General features: G+C 70.4%; 20 protein-coding genes. 4 read left to right on the plus strand and 16 right to left on the minus strand.

Features of this window, described 5'->3' with window-relative positions:
• Positions 1 to 149: 149 nt before the first annotated feature.
• The 5 genes from pdxS to pgsA all read right to left on the minus strand — a co-directional run bounded on the left by pdxS (position 150) and on the right by pgsA (position 4,714).
• Positions 150 to 1,094 carry a pyridoxal 5'-phosphate synthase lyase subunit PdxS gene (pdxS, locus tag ACZ4FV_RS34555; RefSeq protein ID WP_395872003.1) on the minus strand — a complete coding sequence of 315 codons (945 nt, stop codon included), beginning with the start codon at positions 1,092 to 1,094 and terminating at the stop codon, positions 150 to 152.
• Positions 1,095 to 1,181: 87 nt separating this feature from the next.
• Positions 1,182 to 1,718: a LemA family protein gene (locus tag ACZ4FV_RS34560; RefSeq protein ID WP_395872092.1), complete on the minus strand. Its 537-nt coding sequence runs from the start codon at positions 1,716 to 1,718 to the stop codon at positions 1,182 to 1,184.
• 250 nt (positions 1,719 to 1,968) lie between these two features.
• Positions 1,969 to 3,090 (minus strand): glycosyltransferase family 4 protein, encoded by a 1,122-nt coding sequence (locus tag ACZ4FV_RS34565; RefSeq protein ID WP_395872005.1) that lies wholly within the window; start codon positions 3,088 to 3,090, stop codon positions 1,969 to 1,971.
• Positions 3,087 to 4,013, minus strand: a complete 927-nt coding sequence (locus ACZ4FV_RS34570) for a phosphatidylinositol mannoside acyltransferase (RefSeq protein WP_395872007.1) — start codon at positions 4,011 to 4,013, stop codon at positions 3,087 to 3,089. The genes ACZ4FV_RS34565 and ACZ4FV_RS34570 overlap by 4 nt, the downstream gene beginning before the upstream one ends.
• Positions 4,010 to 4,714 (minus strand): phosphatidylinositol phosphate synthase, encoded by a 705-nt coding sequence (gene pgsA, locus ACZ4FV_RS34575; RefSeq protein ID WP_395872009.1) that lies wholly within the window; start codon positions 4,712 to 4,714, stop codon positions 4,010 to 4,012. Before pgsA ends, ACZ4FV_RS34570 begins: the two co-directional genes overlap by 4 nt.
• Positions 4,715 to 5,004: 290 nt before the next feature.
• Between pgsA and ACZ4FV_RS34580 the strand changes: the two genes are divergently transcribed.
• Complete coding sequence (locus ACZ4FV_RS34580; RefSeq protein WP_395872010.1) at positions 5,005 to 7,164, plus strand: elongation factor G-like protein EF-G2; 2,160 nt, start codon at positions 5,005 to 5,007, stop codon at positions 7,162 to 7,164.
• Between the two features lie 272 nt (positions 7,165 to 7,436).
• Here ACZ4FV_RS34580 and ACZ4FV_RS34585 read toward each other — a convergent pair whose 3' ends face one another.
• The 5 genes from ACZ4FV_RS34585 to thrS all read right to left on the minus strand — a co-directional run bounded on the left by ACZ4FV_RS34585 (position 7,437) and on the right by thrS (position 13,445).
• Positions 7,437 to 8,777, minus strand: a complete 1,341-nt coding sequence (locus ACZ4FV_RS34585; RefSeq protein WP_395872012.1) for a hypothetical protein — start codon at positions 8,775 to 8,777, stop codon at positions 7,437 to 7,439.
• A gap of 290 nt (positions 8,778 to 9,067) precedes the next feature.
• Complete coding sequence (locus ACZ4FV_RS34590; protein ID WP_465324225.1) at positions 9,068 to 10,321, minus strand: glycosyltransferase 87 family protein; 1,254 nt, start codon at positions 10,319 to 10,321, stop codon at positions 9,068 to 9,070.
• Positions 10,318 to 10,722 carry a thiol-disulfide oxidoreductase DCC family protein gene (locus ACZ4FV_RS34595; protein WP_402236652.1) on the minus strand — a complete coding sequence of 135 codons (405 nt, stop codon included), beginning with the start codon at positions 10,720 to 10,722 and terminating at the stop codon, positions 10,318 to 10,320. The genes ACZ4FV_RS34590 and ACZ4FV_RS34595 overlap by 4 nt, the downstream gene beginning before the upstream one ends.
• A 103-nt stretch (positions 10,723 to 10,825) precedes the next feature.
• Positions 10,826 to 11,386: an HIT family protein gene (locus ACZ4FV_RS34600; protein WP_395872018.1), complete on the minus strand. Its 561-nt coding sequence runs from the start codon at positions 11,384 to 11,386 to the stop codon at positions 10,826 to 10,828.
• Between the two features lie 79 nt (positions 11,387 to 11,465).
• On the minus strand, positions 11,466 to 13,445 hold the full coding sequence (gene thrS / locus ACZ4FV_RS34605; protein ID WP_395872020.1) for a threonine--tRNA ligase: 1,980 nt from the start codon (positions 13,443 to 13,445) through the stop codon (positions 11,466 to 11,468).
• 250 nt (positions 13,446 to 13,695) lie between these two features.
• On the opposite strand from thrS, the gene ACZ4FV_RS34610 reads away from it, so the two are divergent.
• The 3 genes from ACZ4FV_RS34610 to ACZ4FV_RS34620 all read left to right on the plus strand — a co-directional run bounded on the left by ACZ4FV_RS34610 (position 13,696) and on the right by ACZ4FV_RS34620 (position 15,579).
• A complete protein-coding gene (locus ACZ4FV_RS34610; RefSeq protein WP_395872022.1) occupies positions 13,696 to 14,106 on the plus strand; it encodes a hypothetical protein in 411 nt (136 codons plus the stop codon).
• 61 nt (positions 14,107 to 14,167) lie between these two features.
• Positions 14,168 to 14,890: a DUF3105 domain-containing protein gene (locus tag ACZ4FV_RS34615; protein WP_395872024.1), complete on the plus strand. Its 723-nt coding sequence runs from the start codon at positions 14,168 to 14,170 to the stop codon at positions 14,888 to 14,890.
• Positions 14,887 to 15,579: a DUF305 domain-containing protein gene (locus tag ACZ4FV_RS34620; RefSeq protein WP_395872026.1), complete on the plus strand. Its 693-nt coding sequence runs from the start codon at positions 14,887 to 14,889 to the stop codon at positions 15,577 to 15,579. Before ACZ4FV_RS34615 ends, ACZ4FV_RS34620 begins: the two co-directional genes overlap by 4 nt.
• Positions 15,580 to 15,696: 117 nt before the next feature.
• Here ACZ4FV_RS34620 and ACZ4FV_RS34625 read toward each other — a convergent pair whose 3' ends face one another.
• The 6 genes from ACZ4FV_RS34625 to ACZ4FV_RS34650 form a co-directional block, all read right to left on the minus strand.
• A complete protein-coding gene (locus tag ACZ4FV_RS34625; RefSeq protein WP_395872028.1) occupies positions 15,697 to 16,326 on the minus strand; it encodes a DedA family protein in 630 nt (209 codons plus the stop codon).
• 481 nt (positions 16,327 to 16,807) lie between these two features.
• A complete protein-coding gene (locus tag ACZ4FV_RS34630; protein WP_395872030.1) occupies positions 16,808 to 17,836 on the minus strand; it encodes a LacI family DNA-binding transcriptional regulator in 1,029 nt (342 codons plus the stop codon).
• The gene (locus ACZ4FV_RS34635; RefSeq protein WP_402236658.1) at positions 17,823 to 19,328 is read right to left on the minus strand and encodes a glycoside hydrolase family 1 protein; all 1,506 of its coding nucleotides are present in this window, start codon (positions 19,326 to 19,328) and stop codon (positions 17,823 to 17,825) included. Before ACZ4FV_RS34635 ends, ACZ4FV_RS34630 begins: the two co-directional genes overlap by 14 nt.
• A 78-nt stretch (positions 19,329 to 19,406) precedes the next feature.
• Positions 19,407 to 20,345, minus strand: a complete 939-nt coding sequence (locus tag ACZ4FV_RS34640; RefSeq protein WP_395872035.1) for a carbohydrate ABC transporter permease — start codon at positions 20,343 to 20,345, stop codon at positions 19,407 to 19,409.
• A gap of 1 nt (position 20,346) precedes the next feature.
• Positions 20,347 to 21,396 (minus strand): carbohydrate ABC transporter permease, encoded by a 1,050-nt coding sequence (locus ACZ4FV_RS34645; protein WP_395872036.1) that lies wholly within the window; start codon positions 21,394 to 21,396, stop codon positions 20,347 to 20,349.
• 351 nt (positions 21,397 to 21,747) lie between these two features.
• Positions 21,748 to 23,052, minus strand: a complete 1,305-nt coding sequence (locus ACZ4FV_RS34650; protein ID WP_395872038.1) for an ABC transporter substrate-binding protein — start codon at positions 23,050 to 23,052, stop codon at positions 21,748 to 21,750.
• Between the last annotated feature and the right edge of the window lie 92 nt (positions 23,053 to 23,144).

The raw sequence follows: 23,144 nt of genomic DNA on the forward strand, positions 1-23,144 counted from the left end.
TTCCCCCCACCACCTCCTTTCGCCCCCGACCCCGCCGCCTTTTTCGGGCGGGCGCCCCCCCCCCCCCCCCCCCCCCTTCCCCTCCCCCCCCCGGCACACAGCTTTCCGAGTGTTCGAGTGCTTCGAAGTCGTCGGCGGGGCGGGAACTACTACCAGCCGCGGCCGGCGTAGCGCTGCTCCGCCGGGAGGGTGTCGATGTTGATGCCGACCATCGCCTCGCCCAGACCGCGCGAGACCTTGGCGATCACGTCCGGGTCGTCGAAGTGCAGCGTCGCGTCCACGATCGCCTTGGCCCGCTTGGCCGGGTCGCCGGACTTGAAGATGCCGGAACCGACGAACACACCCTCGGCGCCGAGCTGCATCATCATCGACGCGTCGGCCGGGGTGGCGATGCCGCCCGCGGTGAACAGCACGACCGGGAGCTTGCCCGCCTCGGCCACCTCCTTGACCAGCGCGTACGGCGCCTGGAGGTTCTTGGCGGCGACGAACAGCTCGTCCTCGTCCAGCACGGAGAGCTGCTTGATGTCCTTGAGGATGGTGCGCATGTGCCGGGTGGCCTCGACCACGTTGCCGGTGCCGGCCTCGCCCTTGGAGCGGATCATCGCCGCGCCCTCGGTGATCCGGCGCAGCGCCTCGCCCAGGTTGGTCGCGCCACACACGAACGGGGTGGTGAACTTCCACTTGTTGATGTGGTTCGACTCGTCGGCCGGGGTCAGCACCTCGGACTCGTCGATGTAGTCCACGCCGAGCGACTGCAGGACCTGGGCCTCGGCGAAGTGGCCGATCCGGGCCTTGGCCATCACCGGGATGGACACGGCGCCGATGATGCCGTCGATCATGTCCGGGTCGGACATGCGCGCGACGCCGCCGTCCTTGCGGATGTCGGCCGGCACGCGCTCGAGCGCCATGACGGCGACCGCGCCCGCGTCCTCGGCGATCTTGGCCTGCTCGGCGTTGACGACGTCCATGATCACGCCGCCCTTGAGCTGCTCGGCCATGCCGCGCTTGACCAGGTCGGTGCCGGTCTGGGGGCTTGCGGGGGTGGTGGACACGGATGACCTCACACAGATGCGAACGACGACGGTTGGCTCCATCGTACGGGTGAGGTGGATCCTAATGTCATGCCACCCCGGCGAAATACCCGGGCCAATCTGTCCAGGGTGGCCTTTGCGTGGCTCCCGTCAGGACCCACCGGGCTGCAATGTGCGCGGCTCCTCGTCGTCCATCTCGAAGGTGACCGGGTACGGGGCATGGCCCGCCAGGCGCAGATAGCGCACCAATCGGTGTCGGCGCACCGCACGGGCGCCGCGGACCGCGTCGTTGTGGAAGCGCCGTGCCATCGGCACCCGGCGCACCGCGGTCTGCAACTCGGCGACCAGTTCCGCGCCGCCGGGCCGGGCCCGCAGGTCGTCCGCCTGGGCCGGGTCCTCGAACAGGATCCGCAGCGCGCGGGTCAGGTCGCTCTCCGCCACCTCGCGCTCCTCCTCGGCGGCGTTGCGCGCCTCGTGCGCGGCGCCGGCCAGCACGAGCGAGGAGGCCGGATCGAGCAGCCCGGACGTGGCGATCTCCTGCGCGACCGCGGAGCGCCGCAACAGCTGCGCGTCCAGCGCGGCCCGGCTCGAGTCCACCCGCGCGTGCAGGCGGTCGAGCCGCCCGGCGGTCCAGCTCAGATAGACACCGATCGCGAGCACCGCGAGCAGAATCCAGATGACAGTCATCACCCGGCGACCCTAGTACCGCCGGCCCGACCAGCCCGACAGCCCGGCCGGCATTCGCGGCCACCCGACCAAGCAACCGAACAGCCCGGCCGGCGCTTGAGGCCACCCGTCAACCCGACCAAGCGACCCGACAGCCCGGCCGGCGTTTGAGGCCACCCTTCAGCCCGGCCGGCGTTTGAGGCCAACCCAGCCCAGCCGGCGCTTGAGGCCAACCCAGCCCAGCCCGGCCTGCGCGTAAGGCCAAGGCCAACTACGCCGCGGGCGCCCCCGCGGTGACCGTCTCGTACACGCCCAGGATGTCCGTGCCGACGGTCTCCCAGTCGTACCGCTGCACATGCTTGCGCCCGATCTCGCGCAACGCGTCCCTCCGCACCGGATCGCGCAACAGCGCAACCGCCGCGGCGGCGAGCGCCGAGGCGTCCTCCACCGCGAACAACTCCCCCGCCCGCCCGCCGTCGAGCACCTGTCGAAACGCGTCCAGGTCGCTCGCCAGCACCGGCGCGGACGCCGACATCGCCTCGACCAGGATGATCCCGAAGCTCTCGCCACCGGTGTTGGGCGCCACGTACACGTCCACGCTGCGCAACAACCGCGCCTTGTCCAGGTCGCTGACCATGCCCAGGAAGGTGACCTGGCCGCGCAACGCCTCGGGCAGGTCCTCCACCGCCTCCTCGGCGTCGCCGCGCCCGGCCACCAGCAGTCGCACCCCCGGGAACGCCTCGACGATCCGCGGGAACGCCTCGATCAGCGTGGGCAGTCCCTTGCGCGACTCGTCGATCCGGCCGATGAAACCGATCGTGGGCGCCTGCGCGGTGCCCTGCCACGCGGGCTCCACGGGGGCGTCGGCGAAGAAGCCGACGTCCACACCGTTGGGGATGACCACCGCGTCGCCGCCGAGATGCTCGACCAGCGTGCGCCGCGCGTACTCGCTGACCGCGATCCGCGCGCTGATCTTCTCCAGCGCGGGCTGCAGGATCGGGTAGGCCGCGATCATCGCGCGCGAGCGGGTGTTGGAGGTGTGGAAGGTGGCCACCACCGGTCCGGACGCGGCCCAGCACGCGAGCAACGACAGGCTGGGCGTCGCCGGTTCGTGGATGTGCAACACGTCGAAGTGGCCGTCGTGGATCCATCGGCGCACCCGCGCGGCGGACAGGAAGCCGAAGTTGAGCCGGGCCACCGAGCCGTTGTAGCGCACCGGTACGGCCCGCCCGGCCGGCACCACGTAGTCCGGCAGCGGGGTGTCGTCGTCCGCGGGGGCCAACACCGAGACCTCGTGCCCGCGCGCGATCAGGTTCGCCGCGAGGTCACGTACGTGGTACTGGACACCACCGGGCACATCCCACGAGTAGGGGCATACGACGCCGATCCTCACTTGGCCTCCCCGATCCGGGCGAGCCGGCCGGCGTCCAGGTCGGCGAGCCACAGCGGCTGCAACATGTGCCAGTCCTGCGGGTCGCCGGCGACCCCACGGGCATAGGCGTCCGCGACCTGCTGGGTCATGGTCGCGATCTTCTCCCGGCGGGTGCCCTCGGCGGGCACCTCGATCTCCGGGTGCAGCGTGGCGCGCATGACCGCGCCGTTCCACGCGAGGGTGACCGGAATCAGCGCCGCGCCGGTCTGCACGGCGAGCGCGGCGGGCCCCGCCGCCATCCGGGTCGGCTCGCCGAAGAAACTCACCGGCACCCCGCCGGCAGTCAGGTCACGGTCGGACAGCAGGCACAACAGCCGGCCCTCGCGCAGCCGGCGCGCCAGTGTGCCGAAGGTGTTGCCGTCGCCGCCGGTGAGCGGCAGCACCTCCATGCCCAGCGACTCGCGATAGTCCAGGAAGCGCTTGTACAGCGACTCCGGCTTCAGTCGTTCGGCGACGGTGGTGAACGGATAGCCCATGAGCGTGATCCACGCGCCGGCGTGGTCCCAGTTGCCCATGTGCGGCAGCGCGAAGATCACGCCCTTGCCGCGCGCGCTGCACTTGTCGAGCAGGGTCAGATCGCACTCCATCCGGGCCAGCACCGTCTCGCGGTCCCAGACCGGCAGGCGAAACGCCTCCTGGTAGTAGCGCAGATAGGACCGCATGCTCATCCGGGAGAGCGCGCGCACGCGCTCGGGCGTGGCCTCCGGGCCGAGCACCCGGCGCAGGTTGGCCTCCAACTGCAGGACGCCTTTGCCGCGCTTGCGCCAGACGGCGTCGGCGATCCGCCGGAAGATCGCCGTGGCGACCGGTTCGGGCAGGCGCTTGACCACGGACCAGCCCAGGGCGTACCCGGTGTCGGCCAGCCGCTGCCCGACTTCGGTCATCCCTTGTCACCTCCGGGCAGCGCGTTGTCGATCGCGGACGCCGAGCGGCGCACCGCGATCATCCGCTGGAAGACAGTGATCAGGCTGCCCACCGCGATGAACCACAGCGCGGCCTCCTGGATGTAGGGCACACCCAAACCGTCGAGACCGGTCGCCACCAGCGAGATGACCAGTCGCTCGGCGCGCTCGATCAGCCCCGAGACATCGCAGGCCAGGCCCAGGCTCTCGGCCCTGGCCTTGCAGTACGACACGACCTGGCCGGACCCGAGGCAGACGATCGCCAGAATGCACATGCGCAGGTTGTCGCCGTCGCCGGCGAACCAGATCGCCAGCGCGCCGAAGATCGCGGCGTCCGCGACCCGGTCCAGGGTGGAGTCGAGGAAGGCGCCCCACTTGGTCGAGCGGCCCAACTGACGTGCCATGTTGCCGTCGACCAGGTCGGAGAAGATGAACGCGGTGATCACGAGCGTGCCGGTGAGGAACCAGCCGATCGGGAAGAACACCAGCGCCGCGACGACCACCCCGAGGGTGCCGATCAGCGTCACCGTGTCCGGACTCACGTTGTGGCGCAGCAAAAAGCTCGCGAACGGGGTGAGCACACGCGTGAAGAAGGCACGAGCGTATTTGTTGAGCATCGCCTTCCCGAAGGATTGCCGGGGCGGCGGGGGATCCGAAGGACTCGACCCGCCTGGTGCGCCCATCGTACTGACGCGGTCGTGCCTCCCGAGCCCCCCGTCGTCCGGGCGTGCCGTACCCGGGCGCGCCGCGTTGGAGAACAGCCCGTACGGCGAGGACACTTGTACTCGGTCGGACGTCGGGGCAATGCTGCCGTTCAGGAATCGATTTGCGGACGTTGGCGTACCGACGACCGACAAGAGCCTGTCCGTCCGATCTCGGCGGACCCGTCGGGATCGACCGGACAGGCCCTGGCACCTGTGCGTCCGGAGACGTCGACGACGACCGCACGACATGGACAACCAGGAGGTGGCACATGGCGGACAAATCCGGAGCTAGCGCCGGAACCGTCGGCAGGGTAACCGCGCCGGCAAGCCCGGACTCGGTGCGCAACGTGGTGCTGGTGGGCCACACGGGGGCGGGCAAGACGACATTGGTGGAGTCCCTGCTCGTGGCGACCGGGACGATTCCCCGGGCCGGTCGCGTCGAGGACGGGACGACCGTGTCCGACTTCGAGGACATCGAACACCGCCAACACCGCTCGGTGGCGCTGTCGCTGTCCCCCGTCGAATTCGACGGCGTCAAGATCAACCTGCTCGACACCCCCGGCTACGCGGACTTCGTCGGCGACCTGCGCGCGGGCCTGCGCGCCGCGGACGCCGCGCTGTTCGTGGTCTCGGCCGCCGACGGCGTGGACGGCTCGACCCGGATGATCTGGGACGAGTGCGCCGCGGTCGGCATGCCGCGCGCGATCGTGATCACCAAACTCGACCAGGCGCGCGCCGACTTCGACGAGATGGTGCTGATCTGCCAACGGGTGTTCGGCGACCCCGACGCGGACACCGTGCTCCCGCTCTACCTGCCGCTGCACGGCGAGGACGAGAGCGTCGCGGGCCTGATGGGCCTGCTGACCCAGCGGGTGTACGACTACTCCTCCGGCACCCGCGAGACACTCGACCCGGACCCCGAGCACCTGCCGCTGATCGAGGACGCCCGCAACCGGCTGATCGAGGGCATCATCGCGGAGAGCGAGGACGAGTCCCTGATGGACCGTTACCTCTCCGGCGAGCAGATCGACGTGGACACGCTGATCACGGACCTGGAGACCGCGGTCGCGCGCGGCTCGTTCTACCCGGTGCTCGCGGTCGCGCCGAACGGACTGGGCACCATCGAACTCCTGGAAGGCATCGTCCGCGCCTGTCCGGCACCGCCCGAGCACGAGGTGCTGCCGGTGACCACCCCGGACGGCAAGCCGCACGACCCGCTGACCTGCGACCCCGAGGGCCCACTCGCGGCGGAGGTGGTCAAGACGACGTCCGACCCGTACGTGGGGCGGATCTCGCTGGTCCGGATCTTCTCCGGCACCCTGCGCCCGGACATGACCGTGCACGTCTCCGGCCACGGCATGGCCGACCGCGGCCACGAGGACCACGACCTGGACGAGCGGATCGGCGCGATGTCGATCCCGCTGGGCAAGCAGCAGCGTTCGCTCAACCGGGGCATCGCCGGCGACATCGTCGCGATCGCCAAGCTGACCCGGGCCGAGACCGGCGACACCATCTCGGACAAGGACGATCCGCTGCTGATGGAACCGTGGATGATGCCCGACCCGCTGCTGCCGGTCGCCATCCGCGCGCACAGCAAGGCCGACGAGGACAAGCTCTCCCAGTCGCTCGCGCGCCTGGTCGCCGAGGACCCCACGCTGCGCCTGGAGCACAACACCGACACCCATCAACTGGTCCTGTGGTGCATGGGCGAGGCGCACGTCGAGGTGCTGCTCGACCGGCTGCGCAGCCGCTACGGGGTCGCGGTGGACGCGGTCACGCACAAGGTGTCGTTGCGCGAGACGTTCGCGGAGAAGGCCAGCGGACGCGGTCGGCATGTGAAACAGTCCGGCGGACACGGCCAGTTCGCGATCTGTGAGATCGACGTCGAGCCCCTGCCCGGCGGCTCCGGCTTCGAGTTCGTGGACAAGGTGTTCGGCGGCTCGGTGCCACGCAACTTCATCCCGTCGGTGGAGAAGGGCGTCCGGGCGCAGATGGAGAAGGGCGTCGCCGCCGGCTACCCGATGGTGGACCTGCGCGTGACGCTGACCGACGGCAAGGCGCACTCCGTCGACTCCTCCGACATGGCCTTCCAGATGGCGGGCGCGCTGGCGCTGCGCGAGGCCGCCGCGAGCACCCGGATCCACCTGCTGGAGCCGGTGTCCGAGGTGCGGGTCACCGTCTCCGACGAGTACGTCGGCGGCGTGCTCAGCGACCTGAGCTCGCGCCGCGGCCGGGTGGTGGGCACCGAACCGACCGGCTCGGGCCGCACCCTGATCCGCGCCGAGGTCCCCGAGATCGAGATCAGCCGCTACGCGATCGACCTGCGCTCGATCAGCCACGGCACGGGCCAGTTCGCCCGCGCCTACTGCCGGCACGACCCGATGCCCCCGCAACTCGCCGCGAAGGTCACCGCCGACACCGACGCCTAGACCCCACGAGCCGATCCGGTCCGGCGGCCGGGCACACCCCGTCGCGGCCGTCGGACCGGCTCGTGCGCCGCCGGACCGTCCCGTACGGGGATGCCGGGACGCTTCGGCGGCGCACTGGGGGAACCGTGCCGGTGGGGCGCGGTACGGATGGGGGGGTCGGCCGTCCCGGGAGTGCGCCCGTCCAAAGGGTGTCGTGCCGCGTGGGGCGCGGGGCGAGCCGCTCGCCGGGCCCGGGGCCGGCCGCGCGGGTCGGCCGATCGTGCCCCGCCCGCTCAGGGGATCGGCAGCGCCCGGTCCAGCGCGACCAGCGACAGCAGCACGGTCGCCGACGTCCACGCCAGCGGGGCCACCGAGGCCGGCTTGCCGTGCGCGTCGACCTTCTCCGGCAACGATCCGGCCGCCGTGCGATGGTCGGCGAGCCAGTCGAGCCGGCTGCGCGCCCCGGCCCGATCCCCGCTCGCCGCGCTGAACAGCGCGAAGGACGCGGTCTCCGGGGTCCAGGCCGCGGTGGGATCGCCGCCCCAGCGCTCGCCCGGCAGGATCCCGCCGTTGGGCAGGGTCAACAATTCGGCGGATCGGCGGACGGCGCCGGTGACGCCGGCGTCCGCGCGGGCGAACGGCGGGCCCAGCCACGTCACCGCGGTGTCCGCGCCGCCTTCGGCCGACGCCGTGCGCGGATAGCCGTGCGGCCCGAATTCCTCGCGGACCGCACGATCGAGTCGCGTCGAGGCGCCCGTCCAGCGCTGCTCCTCGGCCCCGCTGCCGGTGCGCCGCGCCAGGTCGGCGGCCGCCCGCAGCCCCGCCGACAGCGGCGCGGCGGTGCCCAGGGTGACCTGGTCGGTGCGGGTCTCCCAGTAGTCCGAACCACGCGGCGGCAGCCCGTCCGCGCGCAACCGACCGGCCACCGCGTCACCGGCCCTGCGCACCGTCGGCCACAACTCGGCGAGCGCGGCCGCCGTCCCCGGGGCCCGGGGGTCCTGGTGGACGTACCAGAACCAGACCGCCCACGGCACCCAGCCGTTGCCGTCCAACTGCGCCGCCCGCTTGTCGCCGACCGGTCCCCCGTCCAGGCGGTAGCGCGCCTCCCAGGTGCCGTCGGCCCGTTGCAGCGCGGCCAGTCGGCGCAGCACCGCGAGCGCTTCCCGGTCGTGGCCGGTGACGGTGAAGGCCGCCGCGACCCACGCGGCGTCGCGCGGCCAGACGTACTTCCAGATCCCGAACCACGCCGCGGCGACCGAACCGTCGGGCTGGGTCAGTACCCGCATGTCCAGCAGCGCGCGCTCGGCCATCGCCCGGAAACGCGGGGTGTCGCCCGGGACGCTGCCTTGCGCGAGCCAGGCCCGCTCGGCGTCGGTGGGCGGTACCGGCGGCGCGTCGGTGGGCAGCGCGATCGGTCCCTCGGGGCCGGGTATGACGCCGCCGAGGAGCAGCGGCCGGGTCGTGGGCGGCGGGGGTGCCGCGCCGCCGACGGTGACGACGATGCCGATCGCCACCAGCAGACCGACCGCGGCGAGGCCGATCGAGCGGGCCCTGCCCGGGAAACGGAACCTGCCGAGGCCGCGGGCCTGGTCAGGGGAGGTATCGCCGTCGGCGGACCGAGCCTTGCTGCCCATGCGTGCCGTCTCCGCCCCCGGCCCCCTCGCCGCCTCGCCGGCGACCGGGCCGCTCCCCGTTCGGCTCAGTCTAGGCATGATCGGATCATCACTCGAACCGTCGTGCGGCCCGCGCCGAGCCCACCGCCCGGCCACTCCCCCACGACTCGGGCACCGGTGCGCGAACCGGGCGCGGCAAGGATCGGGGCGACCACCCGCAGCGCCTTCGCCCACATCGCGCCCGCCTCGCCGTACGACCCGCGATCACCCGCCGTGGCGGCTGGAACGGATCACCTGAAAGTACGACGAGTCTACGAAGAGGGATCCGGGTCGGGCTCGGCGGCCGGGGTCAAACCGGTCGAACAGGTGAAATGCCGGCGATCCGCGACCAGCGCCCAGGCGGCCACGACCAACCCGGCCACGGCGACGAGCACGTACGCGTTGCCCACGATCAATTGCCAACCGTGCAGGTCCAACTCGGCGCCGTCACCGAACGGCACCGTCCACACGATCCCGCTCGGCAGCACCCCGGACACCCGGGCGCGCTCCATCGGATAGGCCGCGGCGACCGCGAACACCGCCGCGAGCACACCCCAGGCCGGCCACGAGCGGGTACGCCGGACCCGGTCGGCGAGCACGATCACCAGCGGCAGCGCCCATACCCAGTGGTGCGTCCAGGAGATCGGCGACACCAGCAGCGCGGTCAGCGCGCAGAACCCCATCCCGGCCAGGGCCGCCCCGCGTCGCGCCGCCGCGACCGCGAGCGTCATGCCCACCGCCGCGACCAGGACCGCCAGCAGCGGCCACAACCATCCCGGCGGCGACTGCGCGCCGAACTGGCGGGTCACCGCGCCGTGCACGGACTGGTTGCCGGGGAACTGGGCCAGCCCGATCCGGGCGTCATCCAGGAACAACCCGCCCCAGTAGTCCGCGCATTCGCGCGGCAGCACCGCGAACGCCGCCGCGAAGGTACCGACGAACACCCCCAGCGCGGTCAGCCCCTCGCGCACGCGCCCGGTCAGCAGGAGGTACGGGATGAAGATCGCCGGGGTGAGCTTGAGCCCGGCCGCCAGACCGACGCCGACCCCGGCGAACCGCGCGCCGCGCGGGCGCGCGAAGTCGGCCAGCACCAGGACCAGCAGCAACAGGTTGATCTGCCCGAAGCGCAGGTTCTCCTGGACCGGCTCGGTCCACAACAGGGCGGCGGCGCTCAGCGCGGTCGCCCGTACCCGGTCGTCGCCGCGCAGGCCGAGGATCCCCCACGCGAGCCAGGTCGCCGTACCGAGCAACGCCAGGTTGCCCACCACCCCGAGCACCTCGACCGCGCCCCACGGCAACCACGCCAGTGGCGTGAAGGTCAGCCCGGCCCACGGTGTGTAGGTGAACGGCAGCCGTCCCGGCCGGATCGTGTACAGCTCACCGTGGCCGGCCAGCACGTCCACCCCGCCCTGCCGATACACCTTCAGATCGCCCAGCCACCACATGTCGGCGGACCCGAAGGTGCCCAGCAGGAGATACGCGGTCAGCGAGCACGCGGCCACCGCGAGAGCCGCCCGGCGGGTCACCCTGCGGCGTTGACGGTGTCCGGCCGCAAGTGGGCCGGCATCGCGCACGCGGGAGTGCCGCCGGGCATGCGGTCACGGTTGTCCGCGACCAGGCGGTACACGCCGTGCGCGGCGATGCTCACCGGCTGCACGCGCAGCGCGGCACCGGCGAGGGCCCACGGGCCGCCGGCGTTCATGAACAGCTTGGCCACCGCGTGGTGTCCGCCGTAGACGGTGCCGATGGGGGTCACCCACAACACCTCGTGCTCGGCACGGTGCTGCTCGACCCCGAGCTCCTCCAACTCGGCGAACTGCCAGGCCACCACGTCGGCGTCGAACGGGATGTGTTTCTGCGCGAACTCCACCGACCGGGTACAAAAACCGCAGTCGCCGTCGTACACGAGAACCGGTCGTGCGCTCAAAGCTCTTCTCCTTGACAACAGCCGCTTGGATCCTGCCACCGGGCCCGGGCACGCCCACCGCGCCCGCGGCGGGTCCGCGCCCCCGGAACGCCGACCGCCCCGGTCAGTCGACCGGCCAGGCGGCGGCCAACATCTCGCGCGTGTCCGCGAGCAGTTGCGGCAGCACCTTGGTGTGCCCGACGACGGGCATGAAGTTGGTGTCGCCACCCCAGCGCGGCACCAGGTGCTGGTGCAGGTGCGCGGCGATCCCGGCCCCGGCGACGTGGCCCTGGTTCATCCCGATGTTGAACCCCTGCGCGCCGGACACCTTGCGCAGCGTGGCCATCGCGAGCTTGGTGAACCGGGCGAGTTCGATGGTCTCCGCGTCGTCCAGGTCGGTGTAGTCCGCGACGTGCCGATAGGGCACCACCATCAGGTGACCACCGTTGTACGGGTACAGGTTCAGCACCGCGTAGACCTGCTCGCCCCGCGCGACGACGAGCCCGTCGACATCGCTCAGCGCCGGAATCCGGCAGAACGGGCACCCGTCGTCGGGGGTCGGCCCCGACGGCTTGTTCTCACCCTTGATGTACGCCATCCGATGGGGAGTCCACAGCCGGGCAAAGGCATCCGGCCCCCCAACCCCATCCTGGATCTCGGGCTCGCTCGTCATGCCAGGAAGCATATGCCGTGGGCCGGGAAGGGCCGCGACCCGGTAACCGCGCGCTGTCGCACGGTCCCGGGCCGCGGTCGGTGACACCACGTCAGATCTGGATGCGGTCCTGGACGGCCTTGACGATCTCGGCCACCGCGTCGTCGATCGCGACGCCGTTGTTCTGCTCGCCGCTGCGGTAGCGGAAGCTCACCGCGCCGGCCTGCACGTCCTCGTCGCCCGCCAGGAGCATGTACGGGATCTTGAACTTGTTGGCGTTGCGGATCTTCTTCTGCATGCGGTCCGCCGAGTCGTCGATCTCGACCCGGATGCCGTGCGCCTTGAGCTTGGCCGCGACCTCTTCGAGGTAGGGCACGTGCTCCTCGGTGATCGGGATGCCGACCACCTGGACCGGCGCGAGCCACGGCGGCATCTTGCCCGCGTAGTGCTCGAGCAGCACCGCGAAGAAGCGCTCGATCGAGCCGAACAGCGCGCGGTGGATCATCACCGGCTGCTGCCGGGTGCCGTCGGAGGCGGTGTATTCGAGGTCGAACCTCTGCGGCAGATTGAAGTCGACCTGGATGGTCGACATCTGCCAGGTGCGGCCGATCGCGTCCTTGGTCTGGACCGAGATCTTCGGGCCGTAGAACGCGGCGCCGCCCGGGTCGTCGACGAGCTCCAGACCCTGCTTCTGCGCGGCCTGGCGCAGCGTCTCGGTGGCCTCGGTCCAGTTCTCATCGGTGCCGATCGACTTCTCCGGATCCCTGGTGGACAGCTCCAGGTAGAAGTCGTCGAGGCCGTAGTCGCGCAGCAGGTTCAGCACGAAGGTCAGCAGCGAGTCCAGCTCGTCCGCCATCTGCTCGCGCGTGCAGTAGATGTGCGCGTCGTCCTGGGTGAAGCCGCGTGCGCGGGTCAGCCCGTGCACCACGCCGGACTTCTCGTAGCGGTAGACCGTGCCGAACTCGAACAGCCGCAGCGGGAACTCGCGGTACGAGCGCCCCCGGGCCCGGTAGATCAGGTTGTGCATCGGGCAGTTCATCGGCTTGAGGTAGTAGCTCTGGCCCTCGTCCAGCTCCATCGGCGGGTACATGCCGTCGGCGTACCAGTCCAGGTGGCCGGACAGCTCGAAGAGCTTCCCCTTGGTCGCGTGCGGCGTGTAGACGAACTCGTAGCCCGCCTCCTCGTGCCGCCGCCGCGAGTAGTCCTCCATGGTGCGGCGGATGATGCCGCCCTTGGGGTGGAAGACGGCCAGGCCCGAGCCGATCTCCTCGGGGATGGAGAACAGGTCCAGCTCGGCGCCGAGCTTGCGGTGGTCGCGCTTCTCGGCCTCCTCGAGGAAGGTCGTGTAGGCCTTGAGCTCGTCCTTGCTCGGCCACGCGGTGCCGTAGATGCGCTGGAGCTGCTTGTTCTTCTCGCTGCCGCGCCAGTAGGCGGCGGCCGAGCGCATCAGCTTGAACGCGGGGATGTTTCGGGTGGTGGGCAGGTGCGGGCCTCGGCAGAGGTCCTTCCAGCACAGCTCGCCGGTCTTCGCGTTCAGGTTGTCGTAGATGGTCAGCTCGCCGGCGCCGACCTCGGCGGAGGCACCTTCGGCGGCCTCGGCGGCGGAGCCCTTGAGCCCGATCAGCTCCAGCTTGTACGGCTCGTCGGCCAGTTCGGCGCGCGCGTCCTCGTCGGTGGTGACCCGGCGGGCGAAGCGCTGCCCCTGCTTGATGATCTCCTGCATCTTCTTCTCGATGCGCTTGAGATCGTCCGGGTGGAACGGCGTCTCGACGTCGAAGTCGTAGTAGAAGCCGTCCTTGATCGGCGGACCGATGCCGAGCTTGGCTTCGGGGAACAGTTCCTGGACCGCCTGGGCCATCACGTGCGCGGCCGAGTGGCGCAGGATGTTCAGACCGTCCTCGGAGCCGATCTCGACCGGTTCGATCTCGTCGCCGTCGACCACGACGTACGCCAGGTCCACGAGCCGGCCGGCCACGCGCGCGGCGACCACCGAGCGGTCGCCTTCGAAGAGGTCGGCAGCCGTAGTGCCCGTGGTCACCACCCGCTCGTCCCGGTCCGGGTCGCGGCTGATGGTCACTCGGGCTTCGGACACCGTTCGTCTCCTGACGTGTGGTTGGCGTGTGCTGCAAGGCGAGCCGGCATCGCTCGCACACCGATGCTATCGAGCCGGGAGCGGGAACCTTGCCTCGGTTTCCCGCCCCCGGGCGGGACCCGGCCCGGGCTCGGCGCGCGTCGGTACGGCCGCCGGTGGAGACACCTGCACAGTCACGGCCCAGTCACGACGACGAAAGATCGCGCCCCGACTTCCCACAGGGTCACTCCTTCAGGTGACAATAGGGCCCGTGACGCAACGGATGGCCTCGCTGGCAGTCCCGCTGCGGCCGGTGATCCGGCTGTTGGCCGGGGCTGCTCTGGCGTGCGCCGCGCTGCTCGGCAGCGCGTTCCCGATCCACGCCGAGTCGGTGCCCTCGACCGCCACGATCCCGACGGTGTGCCCGTTCCACCACACCGCGCACCAGGACCGGGACAGTGGCGGTCCGGACGACAAGGGCGACGGCTCGGGGCAATGCGGCGACCGCACGCACGCGTGCGTACCCGCCACCGTTCCGCCGCTGCCGCCGGTGGTCGCGCCCGCGCCCAGTTCGATGCTCCCGCCGTGGTTGGCCGAACCGGACGCCCTCGGTATCGCGCTCGCGCCGACGCCCGCCAAGGACGCCCCCGATCTGACGGTGCTCTGCGTCAGTCGTACGTGATCCGCGCGGCACACCCTCGCACGGTCCACAAACGAATCCGGAATCGGAATAAGGCGGAGCCATGGGGCAACAGTCCCCCAACACCTCGAAGAAGCAGAGCAAGGCGCAGCGGTCCGCCCGGATGGCGGCGACCCGTGAGCGGGTGGCCGCTCAGCGCGAGCAGGAGCGCAAGGCCGCCAAGCGCCGCTCGGCGATCATCTTCACCGCGTCGGGCCTCGCGGTCATCGCCCTGGTGGCGGGGCTGACCGCCGTGGTCATGTCCTCCAGCGACGACGACGGCGACAAGTCGAGCGCTTCGAACGTCATCGCCGACGTCAAGCCGGACCCCAGCGTCAAGAGCGACATCGTCGGGGTCAGCGCGTACACGGCGTCGCAGGGGCACATCGCCAAGCCCAAGGACGTCACCTACAAGCAGATCCCGCCGGTCGGCGGCGAACACGACCCGGTCTGGCAGAACTGCGGGATCTACGACTCGCCGATACCGAACCGCAACGGCGTGCACTCGCTCGAGCACGGCACCGTGTGGCTCACCTACCAGTCCAACCTGCCCGCGGACCAGCTCGAGATCCTGAAGTCCAAGGTCAAGGGCAAGACGTACATGATGCTGAGCCCGTACGAGGGCCTGGACAAGCCGGTCGTCGCCTCGGCGTGGGGTCTGCAGCTCAAGCTGGACAACGCGAGCGACCCGCGTCTGGACCAGTTCATCAAGGCGTACAAGGAAGGCAAGCAGACCCCGGAGCCCGGCTCGCCGTGCACGGGTGGGGTCGGGAAGCCGACCTCGTGAGGCCCCGAGCACGGGTCGCGATGATCGTCGCGACCGGTCTGCTCGCGGTGCCGGCGCTGGCCGCGTGTTCGTCGGACGACTCGAACAAGCCTGCCACGGCGACCACGCCCACCCGGTCCCTCGGTCCGGCGCCGGCCGCCGTGCCGAACCCGCCCGCCGACGACTCCGTCGACGCCGGGTTCGCGCGTGACATGCGCACGCACCACGCGCAGGCCGTGCAGATGGCGATGATGATCCGCGACCTGACGCAGGACGACGCGACGCGAAAGCTCGCGTACGACATCGCGCTGACCCAGCAGGAGCAGATCGGCCGGATGGCGTCCTGGCTCCAGATGTGGGGCCTGACGCTCGGTTCGACCCGGCCGGTCATGCAATGGATGACGCCGGGCTCGATGCCGAACCACTCGGGGCACGGTACGCCGGCGGCCGGCGCGGACACCCAGTTGATGCCGGGCATGGCCACGCAGGCGCAGTTGGACCGGCTGGCGACGTTGCACGGCAAGGACGCCGAGGTGATGTTCCTCCAGCTGATGATCGCGCACCACGAGGCGGGAGTGGCGATGGCCCGCGAGGGTCAGACCCGCGCGCAGGTGCAGCAGGTCCGGGATCTGGCGAACACGATGGTGATGGGCCAGAGCTCGGAGATCGACCTGATGCGCTCGATGCTCACGGAGCGCGGGGCGGGGTAGTTCGAGCCGGGACGGTCGGGGCGGGACGGTCGCGGTGGAGCGAACCGGCCCCGAGACGAGTGGGGCGCGGGATCGATGGTGATCCCGCGCCCCGCTGTCGCTCGTCCCGCCGGCTTCTCAGACCTCGACGGTGGCGGCGGTCGTCTCGCCGGCGTGCCGCCGGCGGCGGAGCTCACGCACGACACGTGCCGGCACGCCCACGATCACCGGTACGGAGGCGCCCAACGCCATCCCGCCGAGGGCCACGAACAGCGGGCTGTCCTGGACGATGCGGCCGGCCAGCGTGCCGACGGTCATCGCGTACGACACCGAGATGGTCGCCCCGACCAGAGTCGCCGCGCGGAACTGCGGGCGCGGGTAGCCCAGTCGGCCGGCGAGCATGTTCACCGCGGTCCGCCCGCCGGGCAGGAAGCGGGCCGCGATCAGCGCGGACATCCCGCCCTTGGCCAGCGCGCTGCGGGCCAGATCCATCGCCTTCTGCCGGCGCGGCCCCAGCACGGCGTCGCCCCCGCGACGCAGCCGTGCGCGGCCCACCGCGTAGGCGCATTGATCCCCGATGAACGCGCCGACCCCGGCGGTCAGCAGTACCAGGACGATGTACCGGAGGTCACCGTCCGCGACCGCCGCGGCGGCCATCACGAGTTCGTCACCGGGCACGATCGGAAGCACGGCGTCGATGGAAACGATCAGCGGCATCGCCAGCCAAAGCCAGGGAGAGAACAGCAGTCCGGTCCCGGCGCCGGTCACTGGTGTACCCCCGTGCACGCGCAGCGGATCGGTAGACAGGTATCGGTCACCGGGAGATCATCGCGCGATCCCCCATCCGGCGGAACATCGGGTCCTGGTCACCACCGGTCACGTGACGTGATAAGACCTGAAAAAACACCCATCTCAGAGCCCATCCACCCGAAAATCTCACCCATCACCGTGTCGACTTCCCGACATCGACACCACACATTCGGCCCACACCCCAGCCAACCCCCAACTCGGCCCGGCCTGCCCACAACGCCAAAATCAGCCCGGCCGGCACTCGAGGCCAACCCAGCCCGGCCGGCGCTTGAGGCCAGATCAGCCCGGCCGGCGCTTGAGGCCAAACCAGCCCGGCCGGCACTTGAGGCCAGATCAGCCCGGCCGGCGCTTGAGGCCACCCCAAGCCCACCAACACCCAAGCCCAGCCAAGAATCCAACCAGCCCGGCCGGCGCTTGAGGCCACCCCACCCGCGACGCTTCACGAGGAGCACCGCTCAACCAACGTCGTCGGCAACACCACAGACGCCGCGCCCACCCCACCCCCGATCCGATCCAGCAACAGCCGCGTCATCAACCGCCCTTGCTTCGCCACGTGTTGCCGCACCGTGGTCAGCGAAGGCTCCGCCCACCCCGCAACGTCCGCGTCATCGAATCCGACGACCGCCACGTCCTCCGGAATTCGCCGACCCGCCTCCCCCAACACCGCCATCGCCCCGACCGCCATCAGATCCGACGCCGCGAACACCGCGTCCAGGTCCGGATCCTCGGCCAACAGCGTGCGCATCGCCGCCGCCCCGCCCGCCCGACTGAAGTCGCCATGCGCCACGAGCGGGCGCCCCGGTACCGCGTCCAGGTAGCCGCGCAGCCGGTCCACCCCCGCACACATGTCCTGTGGTCCGGCAATGGTCGCGATCCGCCGCCGCCCACGCACGCTCAAATGCTCGATCGCCGCACGCGCACCGCCCACATTGTCCGCGTCGACGTAGACGAAGTCGGCGTCCGAACCCAACGGCCGCCCACCCACCACCACCGGCATCCCGGCACCGTGCAGCCGCCCCGCCAGCGAGTCGTCGCCGTGCAACGACACCAGCAGCGCCCCGTCCACGTGCCCGCCACGCAGGTACCGCTCCAGCCGATCCTGCTGCTCGATGGTGCGCACCATCATGAGCACCAACTGATGGTCCGTATCCGCCAGTTCCGCACCCACCGAACGCACGATCGCCGACAGGTACGGATCGCCGAACAACCGCGTCTCCGGCTCCTGGACGACCAGCGCCACCGAGTCGGTGCGCCGAGTGACCAGCGTGCGAGCCGCCCGGTTGGGCACGTATCCGGTCCGCGCGATCGCCGCCTCGACCACCTCGCGCACCCGCGGGCTGACCTTGGGCGAGCTGTTGATCACCCGCGAGACGGTGGCGCGGGACACCCCGGCCACCGCCGCCACCGTCTCCAGGGTCGGCGGCTCGGCCGCCGAGGCGGCCTTGCTCCGACCGTCAGTCCTGGTCAATGCTCCCCATTCCGTCCGAGGCCGGATCGGCCCCGAGCACCCGATTGTCGGCGATCACCGCCGCGTACCAGCGTGCGCTGCGCTTGGGTGTACGCCGACCGGTCGCGAAGTCCACGTGCACGATGCCGAAGCGCTTCGCGTATCCGTACGCCCACTCGAAATTGTCCAACAGGGACCACACGAAATAGCCCCGAACATCCACCCCGTCGTCGATCGCCCGGCCCACCTCCGCGACGTGCGCCGCGATGTAGGCCGTGCGTTCGACGTCCTCGATCGCGCCCGTCGCGTCCACCCGGTCCTCGTACGCCGCTCCGTTCTCGGTCACCATCAGCGGCAGCCCCGGCGCCTCGGCCCGCAACCGGGTCAGCACGTCGTACAGCCCGCTCGGGTCGATCCCCCAGCCCATCGCGGTGCGTTCGCCCGGCGCCTGCGCGAACCGCACGTCCGCGCACGCGGGCCACGGTGAGTACGCGCTCGCGCCGTGGCCGTCGTCGCGAGGCGCGGCGGCTCGGCCGGCCTCGGTGGCACCGTCCTCGGCTCCGCCCACCAGCAGCGGCGTGTAGTAGTTCACCCCGAGCATGTCGATCGGCCGGGCGATCTCGGCGAGGTCGCCGTCCCGGACGAACGCCCAGTCGGTCACCGAGGCGGTGTCCCGAAGCACGTCCGTCGGATACTCGCCGCGCAGCAGCGGGCCGACCTGGATCCGGTTGGCCAGGCCGTCCACCCGGCGCACGGCGTCCAAGTCCGCCGGCCGGTCCGAAAGAGGCCGTACCGCCGCCGGGTTGAGGGTGATCCCGATCCGATGCCCGGTCGGCAGTTCGGCCCGCAGCGCCCCGACGCCGAGCCCGTGCGCGAGCAACAGGTGATGGTTCGCGCGCAGGGACAACTCCTGGTCGGTCGACCCCGGCGCGTGTACGCCCGATCCGTATCCCAGGAACGCGGAGCACCAGGGCTCGTTGAGCGTGGTCCAGTCCCGCACTCGGTCACCGAGCCGCGCCGCCACCACCCGCGCGTACTCGGCGAATCGGGCCGAGGTGTCACGCGCGCCCCACCCGCCCGTGTCCTGGAGCGCCTGGGGCAGGTCCCAGTGATAGAGCGTCGCGTACGGATCCACGCCGTGCGCGAGGAGTTCGTCCACGAGCCGGTCGTAGAAGTCCAGCCCGGCCGCGTTGGCCGGGCCGCTCCCGGTGGGCAGAACCCGAGCCCAGGCGATGGAGAACCGGTAGGCGCCCAGGCCGAGTTCGGCCATCAGGGCGACGTCCTCGCGATAGCGGTGATAGTGATCGGTGGCCACGTCGCCGGTGTCGCCGGCGTGTACCCGGCCGGGGATCCGGCTGAAGGTGTCCCAGATCGACGGTGCTCGACCGTCCTCGGCCGCGGCCCCCTCGATCTGATAGGCGGCGGTGGCGGCACCCCAGACGAATCCGGGTGGAAAGCCGCCGTCAAGGCGGGTCGACAGCGCCGGTCGGGCGGTCAGGGCGTGGTCGGTCATGATGGGAATTCCTTTCCTCGATGGCTTCGTCGGCTCGATGGCCTCGTCGGCCCGGGGCCTCGATGGCGTCGGCTGTGGTCAGCCCTTGACCGCGCCCTGCATGATGCCGCCGACGATCTGCCGGCCGAGCAGGCCGAAGACCACCAGGACGGGCAGCGTTCCCAGCAACGTTCCGGCGAGGATGATCGACTGGTCGTGCACGTAACCCCCGCCGAGCGAGTTGATCGCGACCTGCACGGTCGGATTGCTCGACGACAACGCGATGATCGGCCAGAAGAAGTCGTTCCACGTGGTCATGAAGGTGAGCAGGCCGAGCACCGCCATCGCCGGGCGGGCGATCGGCACGACGATCGACCAGAAGATTCGCGCGTAGGACGCGCCGTCCACCCGGCCGGCCTCGATCAGTTCGTCGGGCAGCGCCTCCAGCAGGTACTGCCGCATGAAGAACACGCCGAACGCGGTAACCAACGTGGGCAGAATGACGGCTTGCAACTGGTTCACCCACTGCAACTTCGCCATGATCATGAACAGCGGAATCAGCCCGAGTTGCGGCGGGATCATCATCGTCGCGACCGTGATCCCGAGCAGGATGCCGCGCCCCCGGAACCGCAGCTTGGCGAAGGCGAATCCGGCCAGCGTCGAACACAGCACGGTGCCGGCGGCGACGGTGGCCGACACGATCGTCGAATTGATCAACGCCTGGACGATGTCGGCCTCGTCGAGCGCCTTGTCGAAGTTGGAGAGCAGGTTGCCACCCGGCGTGAGGGGCGGCGGTACGTGGTTGATGTCGGCATTACTGCGAGTGGCGGCGACGATCGACCAGTAGAAGGGGAACACCGAAAGCAGGGTCGCGAAGCCCAGGATCACGTACACGAGGGGACCGCCGTGGAGCTGACGGGAGTGCTTGGATCGGCGAGTACGGCCCCACCCCGTCCGCGGTGCCGGCGTCGATGGACCGTCGGATTCCCGGCCGGTGGGGTGCGAGGGGGCAACGGGTGTACCTGTCGTACCTGCCATGTCAGCGGCCCTCCCGGGTCTCGCGGCGCGAACGACTCCTGGAGACGAGCGCGTTGACCCCGATGACCAGAAGAATGATCAGGAACGTCGTCCACGCGATCGCGGATGCCTTGCCGAGCGCGTAGTTGCTCCACCCGGTCTCGTACATGTAGAGCCCGATGGTCTGGTACTGGTGGGAGGCCCCACCGCGTACACCGATCGGTCCACCCTGAAGCAGCAACGGCTCGGCGAAGATCTGCATCGCGCCGATCGTCGAGACCACGACGGTGAACACGATCGTCGGCCGCAGTCCGGGAATGGTCACGTGCCGGAACTGGTGCCAGGACTTCGCCCCGTCCAGCGCGGCCGCCTCGTAACGATCGTGCGGAATGGCCTGCATCGCGGCGAGATAGATCAGCGTGTTGTAGCCGACCCAACGCCAGGTGACGATGGTGGAGATGGCGATCTGTGAGGTCCAAGTGCCGTTGTACCAGTCGACGTTGTCGACGCCGAACAGGCCGAGGAACCAGTTGACCATGCCGTAGTCACGCCCGAACAGGCCACCGAACACCAGCGTCGCGGCGGCTACGGACGTCGCGTAGGGCATCAAAATCGCGACCCGGAAGAAGGTCCGCCCGCGCAGCCGCCGATTGAGCAGATGCGCCAGGCCGAGCGCCATGCACAGCTGCGGCACGGTCGAGATCACGCCGATGGTGAAGGTATTGCGCAGCGCCTTCCAGAAGAACCGGTCGTGCCAGAGGTTGGTGTAGTTCTCCAGGCCGAGCCAGGTCATCTCGTCCGGGTTCTGCAGGCGAACGCGGTGCAGCGAGATATAGCCCGTGTAGAGGAGCGGGAACAGCCCGAAGGCGATGAACAGGACGAAGAAGGGCGCGACGAAGGCGTAGGGCGACGCGGTGTTGGCGCGTCGTCGCCACATTTGACGGGGAGTCAGGAGGGAAGTGGGCGTTTGGGGAAGGGAGTCGGGCCGGGGGTCGGATGGGGGCTCGGGTCGGGATCGGGCCCCGGATCGAAGTCGGGATCGGGCTTCACGAGCGGGGGGTGGTGCCGCCATCGGGATCACTCCGGGCCGGGTGAGGTGGGTGGGCGGGCGTGGGGGTGACCCGACCGAGGAGGGACGGTCGGGCCACCGAAAGGGGCGGCCCGGAGGGGCGGGTCCGATACGGCGTCACGGACGCCGGCTGCCCTGCTGCCGGCACGGACCTTGGTGCGGGCCGTGGTGCGGGCCGTGGCATGAGCCGTGGTGCGGGCCGTGGTGCGGGCCGTGGTGCGGTCCCGGGCCTGGTGCGTGGTTCGGCGCCCCGAGCGGGCGCCGCGGACCGTGGCCGGCGCGGCGCCGGAGGGCGTGCCCGGCACGGCGCCGGAGTCCGTAGCCGGCTGTCGGCTTCGTCGCGGGTGGTCGCCGTCAGCTTGCGAGGGCGTTCTTGACCGCGTCGCGCGCCTGCTTCCACGCATCGTCCGGCTTGACTCCCTGTGCCTCCACGGAAGTCAGCGCGGTGGTGATGTTCTCCTTGATGTCGTTGTGCCGAACTCCGGTGACCTGCACGGGCATCCGCTCCGCGGCCGTGCTGAAGATCGCGCCGATCGGCGCATTGTTGAAGTAGGGATCCGTGGTCGCCTTGACGCTCTCGATCGCGCCGGTCTTGGACGGGAAGTTCCCCTGCTTCTGGAACATCTTGGTCTGCTGCTCGGGCGCGGTGAGCCAGGCGACCAGTTCCGCGGCTTCCTTGTGGTGCTTGCCGCCCTTGGGAATGGCGAGGTACGAGCCACCCCAGTTGCCGGTGCCACCGGGGCCGGGAGCAACATCCCACTTGCCCTTGCCCGCGTCACCGGCCTGAGTCTTGATGTACCCGATCATCCATGCCGGGCAGGAGAGCGACGCGAAGCCGTCGGCCGCGAACGCCTGGTTCCAGTCACTCTGGAACTGCTGCAACGTGGCGGACAGTTTGCCGTCGGCAGCCTGGGTGGCCAGGTCCCACGCATGCTTCACGGTCGGGTTGGTGTCGTAGATCGGCTTGCCGGCCTGATCGTAGTAGGACTCCTGCTGCTGCCCGATGATCGCGTTGTACAACCCGGTCACACTGTCCAGGTAATGCGTCTTCTTCGGGGCGTTCGCCTGGAACTGCCGCCCCAGTTCGACGTATCCCTCCCACGTGGACCAGCGCCGTGCCAACTCGTCCCGATCGGTGGGCAGTCCGGCCGCCTTGAACAGGTCGCTGCGGTAGCAGATCGCCATCGGACCGGTATCGGTCCCGGCCCCCAACACCTTCCCGTCGGCGGTGGTCGCCGCCTTGCTCTTCCACGGCAGGTACTGGGCGTTGCCGGCGGACAGGCCCAGCGAGTTCAGATCCACCCACTTGTCGGCCTGGTTCTTCACGACGTCGGCGATCCGCCCGACCTCGATGCCCTGAATGTCGTCGATCCCACCCCCACCGGCAAGCCGAGTCTGCACGGTACGCCAGTAGTCCTCCTCCTTCTCGGTGTCGTGCTGAACGATCTTGATGCCCGGATGCGTCTGCTGATACTCGGCATACAGCCCGGCCTCCTCGAAGCCGAACGTCCCGAACAGCCCGACATTCAACGTGACTTTGCCATCCCCCGAGCCGGACCCCCCACCATCCCCACACCCGGCGAGCCCACCCCCGACCAACAACACGGCACACAGCGCCGCCACCGCCCTGACCCGACCACGAACGTGACGCGTACGCATGAACGACCTCCTGAAGACGTGCATCCAAAAAGCAAGATCTCCACCCCCACCGCCCCGAACGCGATGGCGAAGGAGCACAACCCATGGCGGTG

The sequence above is a fragment of the Embleya sp. NPDC025285 genome, from assembly GCF_055558835.1.